The sequence below is a fragment of the Nocardiopsis sp. MG754419 genome (assembly GCF_018207095.1).
GTDB lineage: Bacteria > Actinomycetota > Actinomycetes > Streptosporangiales > Streptosporangiaceae > Nocardiopsis.
This window is the reverse complement of sequence record NZ_QOCZ01000142.1, coordinates 1-18,571: the sequence shown is the minus strand read 5'-3', so window position 1 is coordinate 18,571 and position 18,571 is coordinate 1. Positions and strand designations below refer to the sequence as shown.

19 protein-coding genes are annotated in these 18,571 nt (G+C 70.2%); 10 read left to right on the top strand and 9 right to left on the bottom strand.

The features are described 5' to 3' along the window. Window positions 1-44: 44 nt before the first annotated feature. The 6 genes from DSY14_RS22240 to DSY14_RS22215 all read right to left on the bottom strand — a co-directional run bounded on the left by DSY14_RS22240 (window position 45) and on the right by DSY14_RS22215 (window position 7,868). Window positions 45-605 carry an NADPH-dependent FMN reductase gene (locus DSY14_RS22240; protein WP_211718559.1) on the bottom strand — a complete coding sequence of 187 codons (561 nt, stop codon included), beginning with the start codon at window positions 603-605 and terminating at the stop codon, window positions 45-47. A 253-nt stretch (window positions 606-858) separates the two neighbouring features. Beyond that, on the bottom strand, window positions 859-2,595 hold the full coding sequence (sucB, locus tag DSY14_RS22235; protein ID WP_211718558.1) for a 2-oxoglutarate dehydrogenase, E2 component, dihydrolipoamide succinyltransferase: 1,737 nt from the start codon (window positions 2,593-2,595) through the stop codon (window positions 859-861). 104 nt (window positions 2,596-2,699) lie between these two features. Next, window positions 2,700-4,076 (bottom strand): dihydrolipoyl dehydrogenase, encoded by a 1,377-nt coding sequence (gene lpdA, locus DSY14_RS22230; protein ID WP_211718557.1) that lies wholly within the window; start codon window positions 4,074-4,076, stop codon window positions 2,700-2,702. Window positions 4,077-4,216: 140 nt separating this feature from the next. After that, window positions 4,217-5,737, bottom strand: coding sequence for a leucyl aminopeptidase (locus DSY14_RS22225; protein WP_211718556.1), 1,521 nt, complete (start codon window positions 5,735-5,737; stop codon window positions 4,217-4,219). 350 nt (window positions 5,738-6,087) lie between these two features. Then, window positions 6,088-6,879 carry an adenosylcobinamide-GDP ribazoletransferase gene (locus tag DSY14_RS22220; protein ID WP_211718555.1) on the bottom strand — a complete coding sequence of 264 codons (792 nt, stop codon included), beginning with the start codon at window positions 6,877-6,879 and terminating at the stop codon, window positions 6,088-6,090. Then, on the bottom strand, window positions 6,876-7,868 hold the full coding sequence (locus DSY14_RS22215; RefSeq protein WP_211718568.1) for a bifunctional adenosylcobinamide kinase/adenosylcobinamide-phosphate guanylyltransferase: 993 nt from the start codon (window positions 7,866-7,868) through the stop codon (window positions 6,876-6,878). The genes DSY14_RS22220 and DSY14_RS22215 overlap by 4 nt, the downstream gene beginning before the upstream one ends. A gap of 205 nt (window positions 7,869-8,073) precedes the next feature. Here DSY14_RS22215 and DSY14_RS22210 point away from each other — a divergent pair, with 205 nt between their 5' ends. Continuing rightward, entirely contained in the window at window positions 8,074-8,283 is a 210-nt protein-coding gene (locus DSY14_RS22210) for a hypothetical protein (RefSeq protein ID WP_211718554.1), read from the top strand. A gap of 147 nt (window positions 8,284-8,430) precedes the next feature. Here the strand turns inward: DSY14_RS22210 and DSY14_RS22205 are convergent, their stop codons facing one another. Then, window positions 8,431-9,435, bottom strand: coding sequence for an aldo/keto reductase family protein (locus DSY14_RS22205; protein ID WP_211718553.1), 1,005 nt, complete (start codon window positions 9,433-9,435; stop codon window positions 8,431-8,433). 158 nt (window positions 9,436-9,593) lie between these two features. Further along, entirely contained in the window at window positions 9,594-10,265 is a 672-nt protein-coding gene (locus DSY14_RS22200) for a DUF3043 domain-containing protein (protein ID WP_211718552.1), read from the bottom strand. 96 nt (window positions 10,266-10,361) lie between these two features. Between DSY14_RS22200 and DSY14_RS22195 the strand changes: the two genes are divergently transcribed. The 7 genes from DSY14_RS22195 (at window position 10,362) to rpsD (ending at window position 16,075) form a co-directional block, all read left to right on the top strand. Beyond that, on the top strand, window positions 10,362-11,126 hold the full coding sequence (locus tag DSY14_RS22195) for a PspA/IM30 family protein (protein ID WP_211718551.1): 765 nt from the start codon (window positions 10,362-10,364) through the stop codon (window positions 11,124-11,126). Further along, complete coding sequence (locus tag DSY14_RS22190) at window positions 11,123-11,401, top strand: hypothetical protein (protein WP_211718550.1); 279 nt, start codon at window positions 11,123-11,125, stop codon at window positions 11,399-11,401. Before DSY14_RS22195 ends, DSY14_RS22190 begins: the two co-directional genes overlap by 4 nt. A gap of 260 nt (window positions 11,402-11,661) precedes the next feature. Continuing rightward, window positions 11,662-12,585 (top strand): zinc metalloprotease HtpX, encoded by a 924-nt coding sequence (gene htpX / locus DSY14_RS22185; protein ID WP_211718549.1) that lies wholly within the window; start codon window positions 11,662-11,664, stop codon window positions 12,583-12,585. A gap of 134 nt (window positions 12,586-12,719) precedes the next feature. After that, window positions 12,720-13,331, top strand: a complete 612-nt coding sequence (locus DSY14_RS22180; protein WP_211718548.1) for a hypothetical protein — start codon at window positions 12,720-12,722, stop codon at window positions 13,329-13,331. A gap of 270 nt (window positions 13,332-13,601) precedes the next feature. Continuing rightward, window positions 13,602-13,952 carry an iron-sulfur cluster assembly accessory protein gene (locus DSY14_RS22175; RefSeq protein ID WP_211718547.1) on the top strand — a complete coding sequence of 117 codons (351 nt, stop codon included), beginning with the start codon at window positions 13,602-13,604 and terminating at the stop codon, window positions 13,950-13,952. 222 nt (window positions 13,953-14,174) lie between these two features. Continuing rightward, a complete protein-coding gene (locus DSY14_RS22170) occupies window positions 14,175-15,146 on the top strand; it encodes a carbohydrate kinase family protein (RefSeq protein WP_211718546.1) in 972 nt (323 codons plus the stop codon). Between the two features lie 317 nt (window positions 15,147-15,463). Next, a complete protein-coding gene (gene rpsD, locus DSY14_RS22165) occupies window positions 15,464-16,075 on the top strand; it encodes a 30S ribosomal protein S4 (protein WP_211718545.1) in 612 nt (203 codons plus the stop codon). Between the two features lie 223 nt (window positions 16,076-16,298). Here rpsD and DSY14_RS22160 read toward each other — a convergent pair whose 3' ends face one another. Next, complete coding sequence (locus DSY14_RS22160; RefSeq protein ID WP_211718544.1) at window positions 16,299-16,550, bottom strand: sulfurtransferase TusA family protein; 252 nt, start codon at window positions 16,548-16,550, stop codon at window positions 16,299-16,301. 534 nt (window positions 16,551-17,084) lie between these two features. On the opposite strand from DSY14_RS22160, the gene coxB reads away from it, so the two are divergent. Continuing rightward, window positions 17,085-17,912: a cytochrome c oxidase subunit II gene (coxB, locus tag DSY14_RS22155; RefSeq protein WP_211718567.1), complete on the top strand. Its 828-nt coding sequence runs from the start codon at window positions 17,085-17,087 to the stop codon at window positions 17,910-17,912. Beyond that, window positions 17,912-18,571 (top strand): cbb3-type cytochrome c oxidase subunit I (locus tag DSY14_RS22150; RefSeq protein ID WP_211718543.1); only part of this gene is annotated, 660 nt, incomplete at its 3' end. The genes coxB and DSY14_RS22150, both read left to right, overlap by 1 nt.

Sequence of the window (18,571 nt, the reverse complement as noted above, 5' to 3'; positions counted from 1 at the left end):
GCGCCGATTCCCGTCCGTGCTCCCGGCCCTCCTGCGGGCCACGGTCAGCCGGGGTAGGGGCGTTTGCGTCGGGCCTCGCGCAGCGACAGCGCCCACCACGTCAACTGGTCCAGCATCTCGCCGACCGCCGTCGCGGCGCCGCGCAGTTCACCGTCGGTCGAGGTCCCGGCCACGAACAACCCCTGGGCGTTGTGCAGACTCACCGAGGTGCGCACCGAGGTCACGTGCAGTTCGCTGAAGACCGCGCGCAGCTGCTCCACCGCCCGCAGGCCCCCCGACATGCCCCCGTAGGACACGAACGCGACCGGCTTGGCGAACCACTCCTTGCGGGCCGAGTCGATGGCGCTCTTGAGCGGTCCCGGGTAGCCGTGGTTGTACTCGGGGGTCACCACCACGAAGGCGTCCGCGGCGTCGATCGCGTGGGAGAACTCGGCCGCCCGGCCGCCGTGGCCGTCCGTCCGGTGTTCGCCCACGTCCAGCACGTCGATCTCCAGGCCCGGCCTCCGCTCGGCCAGGTCCAGGAACCAGGCCGAGACGACCGGCCCCGTGCGCCCCAGGTGGTGACCGCCGAGGACGACGGCGACACGCAGGTTCTCGTGGTGCATGTGGGTCCTTTTCCAGGGGGCGCTGAAGGGACGTTCCTTTCCACGGTAAGACCTCAAGTCCGCTTGGGCTCGGGCCGGGCACCGCGGACGGTGCCCGGCCCGAGCCGGTGCGACGTCGCCGGGAGGGACCCGGCCGCGTTCCTCAGGGCCTCCGCTCGCGCCGCGGCCCGTGTTCTGGTGGGAGGGCGAGGAACGAGCCGCCCCACCTGCGGCGCACCACGGAGGAACACCCCCGTGGCGCACCGCGCCCGGACTAGTCCAGGCCCAGCTCACCCTCGAAGACGCCCTCCTCCAGGCGCTCCTTCACCGACTGCAGGAAGCGACCGGCGTCGGCGCTGTCGATCAGACGGTGGTCGTGCGCCATCGACAGGTAGACCATCGAGCGCACGGCGATGACCTCGCCGCCCACGGCGGCGTCCTCGACCACGACCGGACGCTTGACGACCGCGCCCGCGCCCAGGATCGCCACCTGCGGCTGGTTGATGATCGGGGTGCCGAACAGGGCGCCGGTGTGACCGGTCTCGGTGATGGTGAACGTGCCGCCCACCAGCTCGTCCGGGCCCAGAGCGGCGGTGTGGGCGCGCTCGGTCAGGTCCGTGATGGTGCGGGCCAGGCCGCCCAGGTTCAGCGAACCGGCGTCCTTGATCACCGGGGCGAGCAGGCCGCGCTCGGTGTCCACGGACACGGCCAGGTTCTCGACGTCGTGGTAGGTCACGGTCTGGGCCTGGCCGTCGATGACCGCGTTGACCTTCGGGTGGGCCTTGAGGGCCTCCACCGCGGCCAGCGCGAAGAACGGGAAGAAGTCCAGGGCCACGCCCTCGCGCCGCGCGAACTCGTCCGCGGCCTGGTGACGCAGACGCGCGATCTTGGTGACGTCGACCTCGATGACCTGGGTGGTCGTGGCCGAGACGTGCAGCGACTCCACCATGCGGTCGGCGATGGACAGACGCAGGCGGGTGAGCTTCTCGGTGCGCCCGCGCAGCGACGCGTCCGGGGCGACCTCGCGACGGGCGGCGGGCGCCGACGCGGCGGCCTTCTGCCCCTCGGCGGCCTTGAGCACGTCCTGCTTACGGATCCGGCCGCCCACGCCGGTACCGGAGACCCGGCTCAGGTCGACACCGTGCTCGGTGGCGAGCTTGCGCACCAGCGGCGTCACGTACGCCTCGGTGACGGCGTCGGTGCCGGAAGCGCGACCGGTGCCACTGAGCGTCTCGATGTCCACGGAGGGGCCACCCTCGGAGTCCTGCTCCTGTGCGGCGGGAGCAGGCGCGGCCGGGGCGGGCGCACTCGCGGGCTCGGGCTCGGGCTCGGCGGGTGCGGCGGGCGCGGACGACGCCGGTGCGGACGCTGCGCCGGAGCCGCCGATCAGGGCGATCCGGGCGCCGATCTCCACGGTCTCGTCCTCGTCGACGAGGATCTGGGAGAGTACTCCGGCCACGGGGGAGGGGATCTCGGTGTCCACCTTGTCGGTGGAGACCTCAAGGAGCGGCTCGTCCACCTCGACGGTGTCACCGACGCTCTTGAGCCACTGGGTGACGGTCCCCTCGGTGACGCTCTCACCCAGGGCGGGCATGGTCACCGGGGTACCGGTGCCCTCGTCGCCGCCGGAGGCGGGCGCGGGCGCGGGTTCGGGGGTGGACTCGGCGGCGGGTTCGGCCGGCGCGGGGGCGCTCTCGGGCTCCGGCTCGGGCTCGGGTTCGGCGGCCTGCCGGGGCTCGGCGGCGGGTTCGGCCGGGGCGTCGGTGGACCCGCCCTCGTCACCGATGACCGCGATCTCCGCGCCGATCTCCACGGTCTCGTCCTCGTCGACGAGGATCTTGGTGAGTACTCCGGCCACGGGGGAGGGGATCTCGGTGTCCACCTTGTCGGTGGAGACCTCAAGGAGCGGCTCGTCTACCTCGACGGTGTCGCCCACGTTCTTCAGCCACTGGGTGACGGTCCCCTCGGTGACGCTCTCACCCAGGGCGGGCATGGAAACGGAAGTCGGCATGGGTTCCTCGTTGGATCTGGGCGCGGGTACCTGCCCAAGGCCTTGATGGGCAGCGCGGATGTGTGCGGGGGCGGGCCCGTTGAGCCCGCCCCCTGGTGAAGCGATCAGTCGTGGACGTGCAGCGGCTTGCCCGCCAGCGCGAGGTGCGCCTCGCCCAACGCCTCCGACTGGCTCGGGTGCGGGTGGATCAGCTGGGCCACCTCGGAGGGCAGGGCCTCCCAGTTGTAGATCAGCTGCCCCTCGGCGATCAGCTCGCCGACGCGGCTGCCCACCATGTGGACGCCCAGCACCGGGCCGTCCTTCTCGGCGATGACCTTGACCGCGCCCTGGGTCTGCAGGATCTGGCTCTTGCCGTTGCCCGCGAGGTTGTAGTTCATCTCGACGACGTCGTAGCCGCGCTCCTTCGCCACCTTGGTGGTCAGGCCGACGGAGGCGACCTCGGGCTCACAGTACGTGACGCGCGGGACACCGTCGTAGTCGATCGCGGGCGGGTTCTGCCCGGCGATGTGCTCGGCGACGAAGATGCCCTCGGCGAAGCCCACGTGCGCGAGCTGCAGGGTCGGGATCAGGTCGCCGACCGCGTAGATGTCGCCGACACCGGTGTGCAGGTTCTCGTCGACCTGGACGAAGCCGCGGTCGAGCGTGACGCCCTGCTCCTCGTAGCCCAGACCCTCGGAGACGGGACCGCGGCCGATGGCGACCAGCAGGACCTCGGCCTCCAGGGTCTTGCCGCCCTGGAGGGTGACGACCACACCGGAGTCGGTGGTCTTGACCGACTCGAACGGCGTGCCGAGCTCGGACTTGATCTTGCGCTTGCGGAAGGCCCGCTCCAGCAGCTTGGAGCTGGACTCCTCCTCGACGGGGACCAGGTTCTTGAGGGCCTCGACGATGGTGACGTCGGCGCCGTAGGAACGCCACACGCTGGCGAACTCCACACCGATGACGCCGCCGCCCAGGACGATGACCGACTCGGGGACGCGGTTCAGGTCCAGAGCCTGGTCACTGGTCATGACCTTCTCGCCGTCGATCTCCAGACCCAGGGTCTTGGGCTTGGAGCCGGTCGCCAGGAGGATGTTCTTCCCCTTGAAGACCTTGCCGTCGACGGTGACCTCGTCCTTGCCGGTGAGCCTGCCCTCACCCTCGACGATGGTGATCTTGCGGGACTTGATCAGCCCGCTGAGGCCCTTGTGCAGGCCGTTGATCACCTTGTCCTTGTACTTGTGCACGGCCTCGATGTCGATGCCCTCGAAGGTGGCCTTGACACCGAAGTTCTCGCTCTCCTTGGCGGAGTCGGCGACCTCGGCCGAGTGCAGGAGGGCCTTGGTGGGGATGCAGCCGCGGTGCAGGCAGGTGCCGCCGAGCTTGTCTTTCTCGATCAGGACGACGCTCTGGTCCAGCTCTGCGGCGCGCAGCGCCGCCGCGTAGCCGCCGCTGCCGCCGCCAAGGACGACGAGGTCGAAGGTGCCGCCGCTCTCACTCACGGGAACGAACTCCTAGTTCAGTGGCTGATGATGGTGGGTTCCACGGTCCGGTCGGCGCCGGGGGGCGTTCCGCCGTCGGAACCGTGGGTTGCCGTGGCGGGCGTGCGGGACCCGCGGGTCCCGCACGCCGCCCCCACCGACTACTTGCTCGCGTAGTCCTCGGCGATGCGGACGAGGGTGCGGGTACCCGCACCGGTGCCGCCCTTGGGGGTGTATCCGTGCGGACCGCCCTGGTTGAAGGAGGGACCCGCGATGTCGAGGTGGGCCCACTTGTTGCCCTCCTCGATGAACTCCTTGAGGAAGACGCCCGCGGAGAGCATCCCGCCCCAACGCTCGCCCGCCACGTTGGCGATGTCGGCGACCGCGGAGTTGAGACCGGCGCGCAGCTCGGCCGGGAGCGGCATCGGCCAGGAGGCCTCGCCCTCGGCGCTCGCCGCGGCCACGATGGAGTCACGGACGGAGTCGTCGTTGGCCATCACCGCGAAGACGCGGGTGCCCAGAGCGACGAGCTGTGCGCCCGTGAGGGTGGCGATGTCCACGACCAGGTCCGGAGCGTCCTCCTGGGCGCGGACCAGGGCGTCGGCCATGACCAGTCGGCCCTCGGCGTCGGTGTTGAGGACCTCGACGGTCTTGCCGCCGTAGATGCTCAGCACGTCGGAGGGGCGCTGGGCGGTGCCGCTCGGCATGTTCTCGGCCACGGCCAGGTAGCCGACGGCGTCGACCTTCAGACCCAGGGTGGCGATGGCGCGCATGGCGGCGAGCACCGAGGCGGCGCCGCTCATGTCGGACTTCATCCAGTCCATCGAACCCGCGGGCTTGAGGGACAGACCGCCGGAGTCGAACGTGATGCCCTTGCCGACGAAGGCGACCTTCTTGGTGGCCTCCGGGTGGCTGTAGGCCAGTCGCACCAGGCGGGGCGGGTTCGACGAACCCTGACCGACGCCGGTGAGGCCGCCGTAGCCGCCCTCGGACAGGGCGCGCTCGTCGAGGACCTCGATCTCCAGGTCGGCCTGGAGGGCGATCTCCTGTGCCGCTCCGGCCAGGTCCTCGGGGACCAGGTCGGCGGGGGCGGTGTTGACGAGATCGCGGGTGAAGGAGACGGCCTCGGCCAGAACGGCGGCGCGTTCCGCCGCGTCCTCGGCACCGGGGGCCTCACTGACCAGGGTCAGGGTGGCCTCGGCGTCCTTGACGGCCTTCTTCTCGGCCGCCTCGCCGGTGCGGTAACGGTCGAAGGAGTAGGCGCCGAGTCGGGCGCCCAGGGCCACGGCGCCGACCTGTTCGGCGGTGGTCGCGGGCAGGGCCAACACGACACGGCCCGCGCCCTCGGGGCGCGAGCTCAGGGTGCGCAGTGCGGCGCCGGTGGCGCGGGACAGCACTTCGGAGTCGATGGGGCCGTCGGTGGGCGCCGGGCCGAGACCGACCGCGACGACGACCGGGGCCTTGACGGCTCCGAGGGAGGCAAGAGTGTGCACCTCCTCAGGGGCGCCGCTCGCTCCCAGGAGCGACAGGGTCGAGCCGAGGCCGCCGGAGAAGGCGGCGTCGACGGAATGAGCGCCCGACGCGGGCTCCGGGGCGTCGCCTCCGGAGTGGTAACCGACGACAACCGCGTCGGCGTCGAGCGAACTGGGGGACTCCGTGTTTACTGACAACGTCGTGCTCACGTCACCGATGCTAGTCCTCCCGTGGGCCCGACGGGGACGCGCCGCCCCGCACCCCCGCGGCCCTGACACGGCCTTCCGCGGGTCGGCGGGCGTGTGGCCGTTCCCCCGGTGGGTCGCATCCCGCCCGTGCGACATAGGGGCCTTTGGTCACTCTCCGGGGGTCTCACACGGGAACGGGGGCGCCGCCGGTCGCGAACCCTGCGAAATCCCGGTGAAACGCCATGTGAAAAAATGTGATCATGGCGACATCGGTTCCCCTCTGTGGTTACCGGTTGGTAGGAATCCGCAGGTGGGGGCCACCGCCCCACCACACGCCCCCGACGGTCCGTCCGGAGCCCGGGCGGACCCGGTCAGGTCCAGGCGCTCGCCGCGGCCACCGTCAGCAGCACCGTCGTCGCCGCGCACTCCACCAGTGCTCCCAGCACGTCCCCGGTGATTCCGCCCAACCGCCGCACGGCGTGCCACAACAGGCCACCGGCCACGAGGACGCCCAGCACGACCCCGGCCGCGCAGGCCAGGGCGAACCCGGGGGAGTGGAGCAGCCCCAGGGCGCACAGAGCGAGCACACCCGCGCCACAGGCCACGGCCGCCGGAGCGCCCACCGTGCCCGCCACGAAGGCGCCCAACCCGTCCGGTCGGGCCGACGGAATCCGACGGCCGCAGGCCCACGTCGCCGCCAGCCGTCCCGCCGCGCCCGCCGACACCGCGCCCGCCAGCACGGCCCCGGCGGAGACCTCCGCCAACTGGGCCAGGGCCAGTGCCTGGGCGCCCACCGTCACCACCAGGGTCAGCACCCCGAACGGTCCGATGTCCGAGCGCCGCATCACCTCCAGGGCACCCTCGGCCGGCCGGGCGCTGCCCAGACCGTCGGCCAGGTCGGCCAGCCCGTCCAGGTGCAGACCGCGCGTGAGCAGGGCAGCCGCCCCGACGGCCGTCAGCGCCGCCAACGCCGCCGACCAGCCCAGCCACGTACCGGCCACGGTGACCAGGCCCATCACCGCGCCCACCAGGGCGCCCAGCACCGGGGCCCACAGCATCGCCCGGCCGGCGACCGCGCGATCCACCCGCGTCACCCGCACCGGCCACACGGTGAAGGTGCCCACCGCCATGCGCAGCCCCGCCGTGACGTTCGCCGCGCTCACTCCAGCTCCAGCACACGTCCGGCCGTGGCCAGGACGACCTCCTCGGACTCGGCGCCCACCCACTGGTTGAGCAGTCCCAGGCGGTCCCGGAAGATCCGACCCGCGCGCGTCGAGGGGACCACGCCCGATCCCACCTCGTTGGTCACCGCGACGACGTAGGCCCGGGTGGAGCGCCAGGCCTCCAACAGCTCCCGCACCTTCGTCTCCACGTACTCCTCGGCGTCCCGGCCGGCGTCCTCCTCCCAGAGGCCGCTCTCGTCCATGACCGAGGTCAGCCAGGTGCCGAGACAGTCGACGAGCACCGCTCCGCGCTCCCCGCGCAGCACGGTGGCCAGGTCGGTCGTCTGCTCGGTCCGCCACCACCACGGGCGTCGCCCGATGTGCAGGGCGACCCGCTCGGCCCATTCGGGGTCCGTGTCGGCGTCCGGAGCAGGTCCGGTCGCCGCGTACACCACCTTCGGCTCGGCCATCAGGCGCAGTTCGGCCTCGGTCGACTTGCCCGAGCGGGCGCCGCCGGTCACCAGCGTCCGGTGCGGGCCGCGCGGTCGGGGGTCGGGCCACACCGACGGCGGGCACGTCATCACGGTGCCGTCCCCCGGCACCAGGGCGCCCCACAACCGGGCCCGCCGGGCGAACTCCCGCGGCGAGGGGACCCGGTGGTCCCCGCCCACCGCCACCACCGCCGTCGTCACGCCGATCACCCCCGAACGGCGCAGTTCCCCGATGACCTCCGGGCGCCGCGCGGCGTCGACGATGACCATGTCCACCTGTTGGTCGGAGGCCGACGTGTAGGCCGACGCCCCGGGCGGAAGGTCGTCGGCCGGCGGCCCGCCGGGCAGGAGACCGGGTCCGGAACGGGCGTACAACAGCCGACCGCCGTCGGGCGCCTCCACCCTCACGCCCTCGGGAACGGAGGTGACCGTGTAGCCGGGCGGCACCGGGCCGGCCGCCCCCGACTCGCGAACACGGAACCGGTCGTCGACGGTCACCCGCAGCGGAAGTCGTCGATCGGCACGGGCCTTGTTGCAGGAGGAGCAGGTGCATTGCGGTGCGGGCCAGCCCGCCGGTCCGGCTGTCCCCTGGAATCGGATACGCACCCGAAAGAGTAAACAGCATGACGACCCGAGCCTTGGTTAAGCTCGGCACAGCCGCGGTGGCGATCACCGTGGAATCGGCGACGAAGGGCGGTCGAACATGGCGTGGACGTGGCGGTACCTCGGGGCGGACGGGACACCGGTGGAGGCGACCGACCTGCCGGCCGAGTCGTTCACCTCGCGCGGCGACGCCGAGAGCTGGCTGGGCGAGAACTGGTCCGACCTGGCCGAGGCCGGGGTGGGCACGGTCGCCCTGTGGGAGGCGGACCGCGAGGTCTACGCGATGCCCCTCGCCGGCGACGACGCCTGACACCCGGTCGGTGTCCCACGATCGGCGCCCGTCCCGCGGGACGAGGACGCGTGCGAACCCGCGCGGCGGCGCTCACGCACCCCGGTCGTGGGACGAACGAGGGCCCGGCGGTCGCCTCGACCCCGGGCCCTCCCCACACCCTCGGCCCTAGAGCCGGATGTTCTCCGGGCTCTTGGTGAGCTCCGGGTCGCGCTGGACACTGTCGCCCAGGGCCTCGTCGATACGGCTCAGGAGCTCGGCGTCCAGACGCACCCCGACCGCCTTGACGTTGCTCTCGACCTGCTCGGGACGGGAGGCCCCGATGATCGCGGCGGAGACGTTGCGGTTCTGCAGGACCCAGGCCACGGCCAACTGCGACATGCTCAGGCCGGCCTCGGCGGCCAGGGGCTCCAGCGCCTGCACACGCTCCAGCAGGGCCTGGTCCGCGACCTTGTCGGCGAGGAACTTCTCGCTCTTGGGGTCGGCGGCGCGCGATCCGGCCGGCAGGTCCGCGCCCGGCCTGTACTTGCCGGTGAGCACGCCCCCGGCGATCGGCGACCACACGAGCTGACCGATGCCCTCGCGCTCGGAGAGGGGCACGACCTCGGACTCGATGACCCGCCAGAGCATGTTGTACTGCGGCTGGCTGGAGACGATCCGGTCGAAGCCCATCTCGTCGGCGATCTTCAGCGCCCGTTCGATCTGGTCGGCGCGCCACTCGGACACTCCGATGTACAGGACCTTGCCCTGGCGGACCAGGTCCTCGAAGGCCCGCATGGTCTCTTCCAGCGGGGTCGTGTAGTCGAACCGGTGCGCCTGGTACAGGTCCAGGTAGTCGGTTCCCAGACGGCGCAGCGAGTCCTCGCAGCTGCGGAGGACGTGCTTGCGCGACAGGCCCCGGTCGTTCTTGCCGTCGGCCATCGGCCAGAAGACCTTGGAGAAGATCTCCAAGCCGTCGCGGCGCTCGTCCTTCAACGCGCGACCGAGCACCTCCTCGGCCGCACCGCGGGCGTACCCGTCGGCGGTGTCGAACGTGGTGATGCCCGCGTCGAGGGCGGCACGGACGCAGGCGACGGCGGTGTCCTCCTCGACCTGCGAACCGTGGGTGATCCAGTTCCCGTACGCGATCTCGCTGACCATGAGACCGCTGTTGCCCAGATGGCGAAATTCCATGACGGGCACTCTAGTGCGCCGCCCCGGGCGGGACCAGGAGCGGCCCCCGGCCGTGGGAACCCTCCAGCGGGCCGGTGGGGGAGGGGCGCGCAAGGAAGGAGGGCCGGTGCGCGCACCGGCCCTCGGGCCTTCGGGATGACGGGGAACGGGGCGCGGACTCAGCGCGCGCTCGTCGGGGTGGGGTCCTCGCCGACCTTCACCCGGGGCTTGGGCAGACGCAGCCGACGGAACTGCAACTGGCGCATGGCGGCGTACATGCCGATCCCGCGCAGCAGCTGGTCGTCGGGGAAGTACTCGGCGGCGCGCCTCTTGACGGTGCGTCCCACCAGAATGCCCTCGGCGAGGATCGTGATCATCATCAGCGGCCAGATCACGTAGGCCACACCCACCTGGAAGGCGGGGTTGTTCACGAAGAGCAACAGGATGACCAGGATGGAGAACGGCAGGAAGAACTCACTGGCACTGCGGCGCGAGTCGATGAAGTCACGCGCGTAACCACGGGCCGGACTGAGGTCCTGGGGCCGGTAGTGCCGGGCGTCCTCGCCCTTGGGTGCGCCGGGTACGGAACGCGCGACGCCCTTGGATCGTTGGCGTTCGAGACGATCCCGGTAGGCGCGGTAGGCCTCCTTCCGTGTCTCGGGGGCCTTCACCGGTCGGCGCGGGACGGAGTCGGATTCCCTGCGCTTGGGGGTGGGCACACCCTTCTTGGGGGTATATCCCTTAGGTTGGGTGGCCTCAGAGGCCTCAGGGCTGGCGGATTCGGTGGAAGCCGAATCCGTGGCTGCGGAAGCGGAGCGACGTCGGAACACACCCTCAGGGTAGCCGGTCATAGCTTTATGGCGACCGCGGGCCAGACCGCGTAGGGTTGGGCGAAGCGCCCGCTGGGAACAGCCGATGTACGCACCGAGAAGGGGACGGCCACGCCGATGAGCGTGTTTCAGCGACTTTCGATGATCTTCAAGTCCAAGGCCAACAAGGCCCTGGACTCCGTCGAGGACCCCAGGGAGACCCTCGACTACTCGTACCAGAAACAACTCGAACTCCTCCAGAAGGTCCGGCGCGGTGTCGCCGATGTCGCGACCTCCCGGAAGCGGGTCGAGCTCCAGATCCAGCAGCTGGAGCAGCAGTCCGACAAGCTGCAGACCCAGGGCAAGGCGGCCCTGACCCAGGGCCGTGAGGACCTCGCTCGCGAGGCCCTGACCCGTCGCTCCGGTCTGACCAGCCAGATCGAGGGACTGCAGGAGCAGCACGCCAACCTCCAGCAGGAGGAGCAGAAGCTCACGATGGCCGCCCAGCGTCTGCAGGCGAAGGTCGACGCCTTCCGCACGCGCAAGGAGACCATCAAGGCGACCTACACCGCCGCCCAGGCCCAGACGCAGATCAGTGAGGCGTTCTCGGGCATCTCCGAGGAGATGGGCGACGTCGGCATGGCCGTGCAGCGGGCGGAGGACAAGACCGCCGAGATGCAGGCCCGCGCCGGCGCCGTCGACGAGCTGCTCGCCTCCGGGGCCCTCGACGACGTCACGGGTTCCGGTCCTCGCGACGACATCCAGAGCGAGCTGGACCGCATGGCCAGCACGACCGGTGTCGAAGCCGAGCTGGAGCGCATGAAGCTCGAAATGGGCGGTGGCAGTGGTGGTTCCGCCCCGCAGCAGATCGAGGGCGGTAACGGCAGCCGGGAGGGCCAGTGATCGTCCGCATCATGGGTGAGGGTCAGGTGGACCTGACCGACGCCGACCTCGACCTGCTCAACTCCTTCGACGCCGCGCTGGAGGCGGCGATCGAGTCGGGTGACGAGGCCGAGTTCCGCAAGGCTCTGCACGACCTCCTCCAGAGGGTGCGCGAGGACAGCAAGCCGCTTCCGCCCGACTCGCTCGAGCCCTCCGAGTTCATCCTGCCGCCCGCCGACGCCAGCATGGACGAGGTGCGGCAGATGCTCCAGGACGACGGACTCATCCCCGGATAGAGGGAACCTCGTGTTCTCGTAGGACCCACCACCACCGTCCGGGTGAGTCCCACACAGAACGTGGACCGGGGTCGGTTCCCTCCGACCCGGGCCACGTCCGGCGCCTTCGCGTGCGTGCGCCATCGCGGCCGTCGTGACCCGTCACGGCGGCCGCGGTGTGTTCGGCCCCACTCCGTTCGAAGAACACGCGGTGCCCCGCTTTAACCCGTTTCTCACCTGCTCGAACTACACTCCGAACCACGCGTCGGGAGGGGAAAGTCGTGGCAGGGTCGAAATTCCGTCCGGACCGGGGGCTCACGACCCGCATGGTCATGACCATGTTCGTCCTGATCCTGGTCTATGTGGCCTTCATCGTGGGCCTGGTCCTCGCAGGGTTGAACATCTGGCTGGTGGTCGTCCTGGTCGGGGCGTTCGCGCTGTTCTCCTACTTCTCCTCCGACAAGATCGCCATGTTCTCCATGGGCGCCAAGGAGGTCACCCCCGAGCAGGCGCCCGACCTGCACGCCATGGTCGACCGGCTGTGCGCCATGGCCGACATGGCCAAGCCCCGGGTCGGTATCGCCGACACCGACGTGCCCAACGCCTTCGCCACCGGTCACAGCGAGAAGTCCGCGGTCATCTGTGTGACCACCGGGCTCATGCGCCGTCTGGAGGGTCCCGAACTCGAGGCCGTCGTCGCCCACGAGCTGTCCCACATCGCACACCGTGACGTCATGGTCATGACCATCGCCGGCTTCCTGGGCATCGTCGCCGGGTTCCTCACCCAGGCCGGACTGCGCTTCGCCATGTTCGCGGGGGCCGGAGGCCGCGGCAACAACAACGGTCCCGCGCCCGCCGTGGTCGCCCTGCTCGTGGTCCTGGTGAGCGCCATCGCCTGGGCGTTGAGCTTCCTACTCACCCGGGCGCTGTCGCGCTACCGCGAACTGTCCGCCGACCGTGCCGCCGCCTACCTCACCGGCCGACCCTCGATGCTGGGCAGCGCCCTGTCGAAGATCACCGGTGACATGGCCCGCATCCCCACCCGGGACCTGCGCCAGGTCGAGCCGTTCAACGCCTTCTTCTTCGCCCCGGCCTTCGCCAAGAAGGGGTTCAGCATGAGCCAGCTGATCGCCACCCACCCGCCGGTCGAACAGCGCCTGGCCCAGCTCTCCGACATCTCCCGTCAGCTCGGCCGCGGAGCCTAGGGCCCGGCCCCTCGCATCACCGGGGGCGTGCCACCCGGACGCCGGTCGATCGTGCCCCGGAGTTTCCCGCCGCGCCGTCGGGCGTCCGGACACCCGCGCGACCCCGTCGGCGTCGCCACCGAGAAAGGACCAGGATGAGTTTCTGGCGTGCACTACTGGGGCGGTCGAAACCGGCCCAGCCCGACCTCGACGCGCTCTTCGGTCTGCCCACCGCGGCGCTGACCCTGCGCGCCGGGGTGGGACTGACCCCCACCGGGACCGGCTCGGTGGCCTTTCGCGCGGCTGAGGGCGCCGCCTTCGCCGACGTCGAGAGCGACGTCACCGCACTGCTCAACGCCGGTGACGGGCCCCCTGTGGAACAGACCACCGACGACTACGGCTACACGTGGCTGGTCGTGCGCGACTCCTCGGCCGATGAGGAGGGTGGCGAGGGGGCCGGCGCCCTCGCCGAGACCGACATCACCGGTCTGGTCACCGACCTGCACGCGGTCAACTCCACCCTGGAGGTCAACGGCTACGGTCCCTCGCTGCTGTGCTCGCTGGTGGGTTTCACCGACGGTTCCGGCCGCTCGGTCGGGCTCGTCTACCTGTACAAGCGCGGGACCTTCTATCCCTTCGCCCCGGCGGGCGGACAGCGGCGTGACAACGCTCTCGAACTCCAGGTGGAGGCGGCGGTCGGCGACGACCTGCCGCTGGAGCAGGACCGTTCCCGCTGGTTCCCCGTGTACGGTGCACCGGGGCTCTGACCGATCCCCGGACGGCCCGTGAGGATGGCATCAGGGCCGAGCCCGGATTACCCTGGTACGCACGGGCAGACCCGTACGTCGCCGAGGTCGACACGTGCATCGTGGGACTCTCGCCGCGACGGGGCGCACACAGCGGCCGGACTCTGGAATGCCCCGACGGATCCCCGCGTTGGGAACCGTTGAAGGGGACAGGGCCCTCCCGGGTACCTGCCTCGTAAGCGACCGGGGTCGCCAGGCGGCCGCAACCCCTTTTCAGAGGAGCTTGACAACATGACGGTTCAGACCGAGGACACCACGCAGGGAGTCATCCTCACCGACGAGGCGGCCGACAAGGTCCGGTCCCTCCTCGACCAGGAGGGCCGCGACGACCTGCGCCTGCGCGTGGGCGTCCAGCCCGGTGGTTGCTCGGGGCTGCGTTACCAGCTCTACTTCGACGAGCGCGACCTCGACGGTGACATCATCGCCGACTTCAGTGGCGTCGAGGTCGTCACCGACCGTAAGAGCGCCGCCTACCTCACCGGTGCCACCATCGACTTCGTCGACACGATCGAGAAGCAGGGGTTCACGATCGACAACCCCATGGCCACCGGTTCCTGCGCCTGCGGCGACTCCTTCAACTAGGGGTCGGCGGGGTCCGAACACGGCCGAGCCCGGAGGGAGGGCGGACGCGAGCGCGTCCACCCTCCCTTTCGCGTTCTCCGGGGGCCGGGTCCGCCCGAACGAGGGGCCCCGACGGTGGGTACCCTTGGCAGGTCCGAACGGGCACGTCCTTCCGTGTCCGCGGCGGCTCGGTCGGCTCGTCCCGGGCGCCGCACACTTCCCCTGCAAAGGAGTCCACCTCCCGTGCGTATCGCGGTTGCCGGATCCATCGCCACCGACCACCTGATGACCTTCGAGGGTCGGTTCGCTGAGCAGATCATCCCCGAGCAGATCCAGCAGATGTCCCTGTCGTTCCTCATCGACGAGCTGGACGTGCGTCGTGGCGGCGTCGCGGCCAACATCTGCTTCGGCCTGGGCGGGTTCGGCCTGAGCCCGATCCTCGTCGGCGCGGCCGGCCAGGACTTCGAGGAGTACCGCTCCTGGCTGGAGCGCCACGGGGTCGACACCTCCTCCGTGCACATCTCCGAACTGCGCCACACCGCGCGCTTCGTGTGCACCACCGACCGTGACCAGAACCAGATCGCCTCGTTCTACGCGGGTGCCATGGCCGAGGCCCGCAACATCGAGATCCAGCCGATCGCCGAGCGGCTCGGCGGTCTCGACCTGGTCCTCATCGGCGCCGACGACCCGGCCGCGATGGTGCGCCACAGCGAGGAGTGCCGGACCCGCGGCATCCCCTTCGCCGCCGACCCCTCCCAGCAGCTGGCCCGGATGGAGGGCCCGGAGGTGCGCGGTCTCATCGAGGGCGCCGCCTTCCTCTTCGCCAACGAGTACGAGAAGGCCTTGGCCGAGCAGAAGACCGGTTGGTCGGACGAGCAGATCCTCACCAAGGTCGGTACCCGCGTCACCACGCTGGGCGCCAACGGCGCCCGCATCGACCGGCAGGGCGAGGAGAGCGTGCACGTGGAGGCGGCCGCCGTGAGCGAACTGGTCGACCCCACCGGTATGGGCGACTCCTTCCGCGCGGGGTTCCTGGCGGCGCACTCCTGGGGGCTCTCCCTGGAGCGTTCGGCCCAGGTCGGCAACGCCACCGCCGTGCACTGCCTGGAGGCCGACGGCCCGCAGGAGTACACGCTCACCTCGGCCTCCCTGCTGGACCGGATCGAGCGGTCCTACGGTTCGGACGTCGCCGCCGAGGTCAAGCCCCACCTGTGACACCGGGGAGCACCCCGCGCCCCCGGAGGCCGGTGCGCCATCGCCGATCGGAACCGCGGTTCTGGTCGGTGTGGTGCTCCGGACCCCGTAAAGTGGATGGTCGCGACCCGCACGGGGAGACCCGTGCCGCCCCGGTGCGCTGAAACGCGTGCCGGTTCATCAGCCCAAGCCGCTCGCGCCGGGTCGCGCGCGACGGTGGGGAACCCGCTCCGTTCGGCCCGTCACCCGCGGGCCCGGAGTCTCGGGCGCCTCCGGCGCCTCCCAGATCTAGGCCAGCCTTACCTGGGATTCCCTGATTCATCCTGAAAGGACTACGCATGCGCTACACCGGACCGAAGGTGCGGTTGTCCCGGCGCGCCGGCACCCCGCTGACCCGTAAGGCGGTCAGCTACTTCGAGAAGCGTCCGTACCCGCCCGGTGAGCACGGCCGTCGTGTTCGTCGCAACAGCTCCGACTTCGCCGTCCGTCAGGCGGAGAAGCAGAAGGTGCGCTGGTACTACGACCTGACCGAGAAGCAGCTGCTCCGCATCTACGAGAACTCCAAGAAGCGCACCGGTCGTACCGGTGAGGAGATGCTCGCCGAGCTCGAGCTGCGTCTGGCCACGGTCGTCCTGCGCGCCGGTCTGGCCGCGTCGATCTACGCCGCCCGTCAGTTCGTCAACCACGGCCACATCACCGTGGACGGCAAGAAGGTCGACATCCCGTCGTACCAGGTCAAGCCGGGCCAGATCATCAGCGTTCGGGAGAAGTCCCGCTCGATGGTCCCGTTCGTCGAGGCCACCGAGGGCATCCACGCCGACGACAAGATCGCCGGTTACCTGGCCGTGAGCCACAAGGACCTGCGCGTCGCGGTCATCGACCGTCCCAAGCGCGAGCAGATCCCCGTGCCCTTCGACGAGCAGCTCGTCGTCGAGTTCTACGCTCGCTAGGCGGTACCCGCATCGGACGGGACCGAGATCCCTCTCCGGGACGGTTCCGCCCGCGGGACAGGCCGCGCGGACCCCGGTCCGCGCGGCCTTCGTCTTGCCCGTGCGGTCCCGTCTCCTCGTGGAGACGGGACCCCGGCGCCACACCCGGGGAAACCGGTCGGCGTCGATCGTTATCGCAACGGAACCGAAACCCGTGTTCCGGTCCGGTGACCTTCCGGGACGGTCAGTACATCCGACGGATGTGAAAAGCGCTACCCCGCGCCAAGGGCCGTTCTGCGACGAACTCGTGCATCTTCATCCGGCACCAGGACGGTATGTCCGCGCTCGCGGCGGGATCGTCCGCGGTGACCGCGATGACCGCGCCGATGGGCACTTCGTGCAGTCGGGCGGCCAGCATGATGATCGGGATCGGGCACTTTCGTCCCACCGCCTCCACGGTGACCAGAGGATCCGGTTCGGTCGGTCGCTCGGGCACGTTCACCCCCGTTGGTCGTCATCCTGTGTCCCAATCTTGACCTGGGCCGCGCGCAAAGGCGCACCCGGTTAAGGGTGTCGTAAACCCAGCGATACCCTCGCCTTAGTCTCGTGCCGAGAACGCGCACACCACCGCCGAGCGCGGTGATGTGCGGGGACCCGGCCGAGGGTCCGGGGTAACGCCGGGCCGCGCCTCGTAGCCAGCCGGGAGGAAGTCCCTCGGGGGCGACCGGGCCCGGCTCCGCGAGGCCGGCGAGCGTTCCGGGAGGGCGCGTCTGGCAACACGCTGACCAGGCAAGCCCATGAACGGCACGTCGATCGGTTCGCGATAATGTTTCCCCCTGAAAAGCTTTGGACACTTAGGCCGCCCGTGGAGGATCCGCGGGCTTCACCGCTGGGAAGGCAATCCGTGAGTCCGACCCGCCAAAAAAATCGGCGCTCAACACTGCGCCGATGGGCACCACGCGGCGCCGCGCTCGCCGTGCTGGGGCTGGCCGCGACCGGCTGCGCGTCGAACGAGCTCACTCGTTTGGGCATGCCGGAGCCGATCACCGAACAGGCCGAGCGTGTTCTCTCGCTCTGGCAGGGCTCGTGGGTCGCTGCTTTCGCGGTCGGCATCCTCGTGTGGGGACTGTTCATCTGGACGATCCTCTTCCACCGCAAGCGCTCTGAGCAGTTGCCGCCGCAGGTGCGGTACAACATGCCCATCGAAGCGCTGTACACCGTGCTGCCGATCGTCATCATCTCGGTGCTCTTCTTCTTCACCGCGCGGGACCAGGCGTACCTGCTCGACACCGAAGAGCCCGCCGACATCCATGTAGAGGTCGTGGCCTTCCAATGGGCCTGGCAGTTCAACTACATGGACGACACCAAGGAGAACGGTGGCGAGGTGCTCTACTCCGAGGTTGGTACGCCCAACCCGGACGGCACCGCCGACCGCTCCACCCAGCCCACCCTCGTTCTGCCCGAGAACTCGGTCGTCCACTTCGACCTCCACTCGCCCGACGTGATCCACTCCTTCTGGATCCCGGCGTTCGGCTTCAAGATGGACGTCGTGCCCGGCCGTGACAACGCGTTCCAGGTGAACCTCAACGAGGGCACCGCGGACACGTACGTCGGTCGTTGCGCCGAGCTGTGCGGTGTCGACCACACCCGCATGCTCTTCAACGTCGAGGTTCTGCCCGAGGCCGAGTTCGAGGCCTGGGCCGCCGAGCAGGAGCAGGCCGCCGCCGAGGACCAGGCCGCCGAGGACGCCGCCGCCGAGGAGCTGGGCGAGGACACCGACGACGCCGAGGGCACCGGGGCCGACGGCACCGGTGACCAGGGCACGGGCGCCGAGGCGACCGAGGAGAATGACGACTAATGAGCACGACGGCAACCGCGCCTCGCACCGACGGTCAGGCACCGTCGCGCAAGGGGTCGATCATCGTCAGTTGGATGACGTCGACCGACCACAAGGTCATCGGGTACATGTACCTGATCACCTCCTTCGCCTTCTTTCTCTTCGGCGGTGTGCTGGCGCTCCTGATGCGTCTGGAGCTGTTCACCCCGGGCATGCAGTTCATGTCCAACGAACAGTTCAACCAGATGTTCACGATGCACGGCACGATCATGCTGCTGATGTTCGCGACCCCGCTGTTCGTCGGGTTCTCGAACATCCTCATGCCGCTGCAGATCGGCGCCCCCGATGTGGCCTTCCCCAGGATCAACCTGTTCGGCTACTACCTGTTCCTGTTCGGTAGCCTCATCGCCGTCAGCGGCTTCCTGACCCCCGGTGGCGCGGCCAGCTTCGGTTGGTTCGCCTACACGCCGCTGTCCGACGCGGTCCGCTCGCCGGGCCTGGGCGGCGACCTGTGGATCCTGGGTCTGGCCGTGTCCGGTCTGGGCACCATCCTGGGCGCGGTCAACTTCATCACCACCGGCCTGTGCATGCGCGCGCCCGGTATGACGATGTTCCGCATGCCGATCTTCACCTGGAACACCCTGCTCACCAGTGTTCTGGTGCTCATCGCGTTCCCGGTG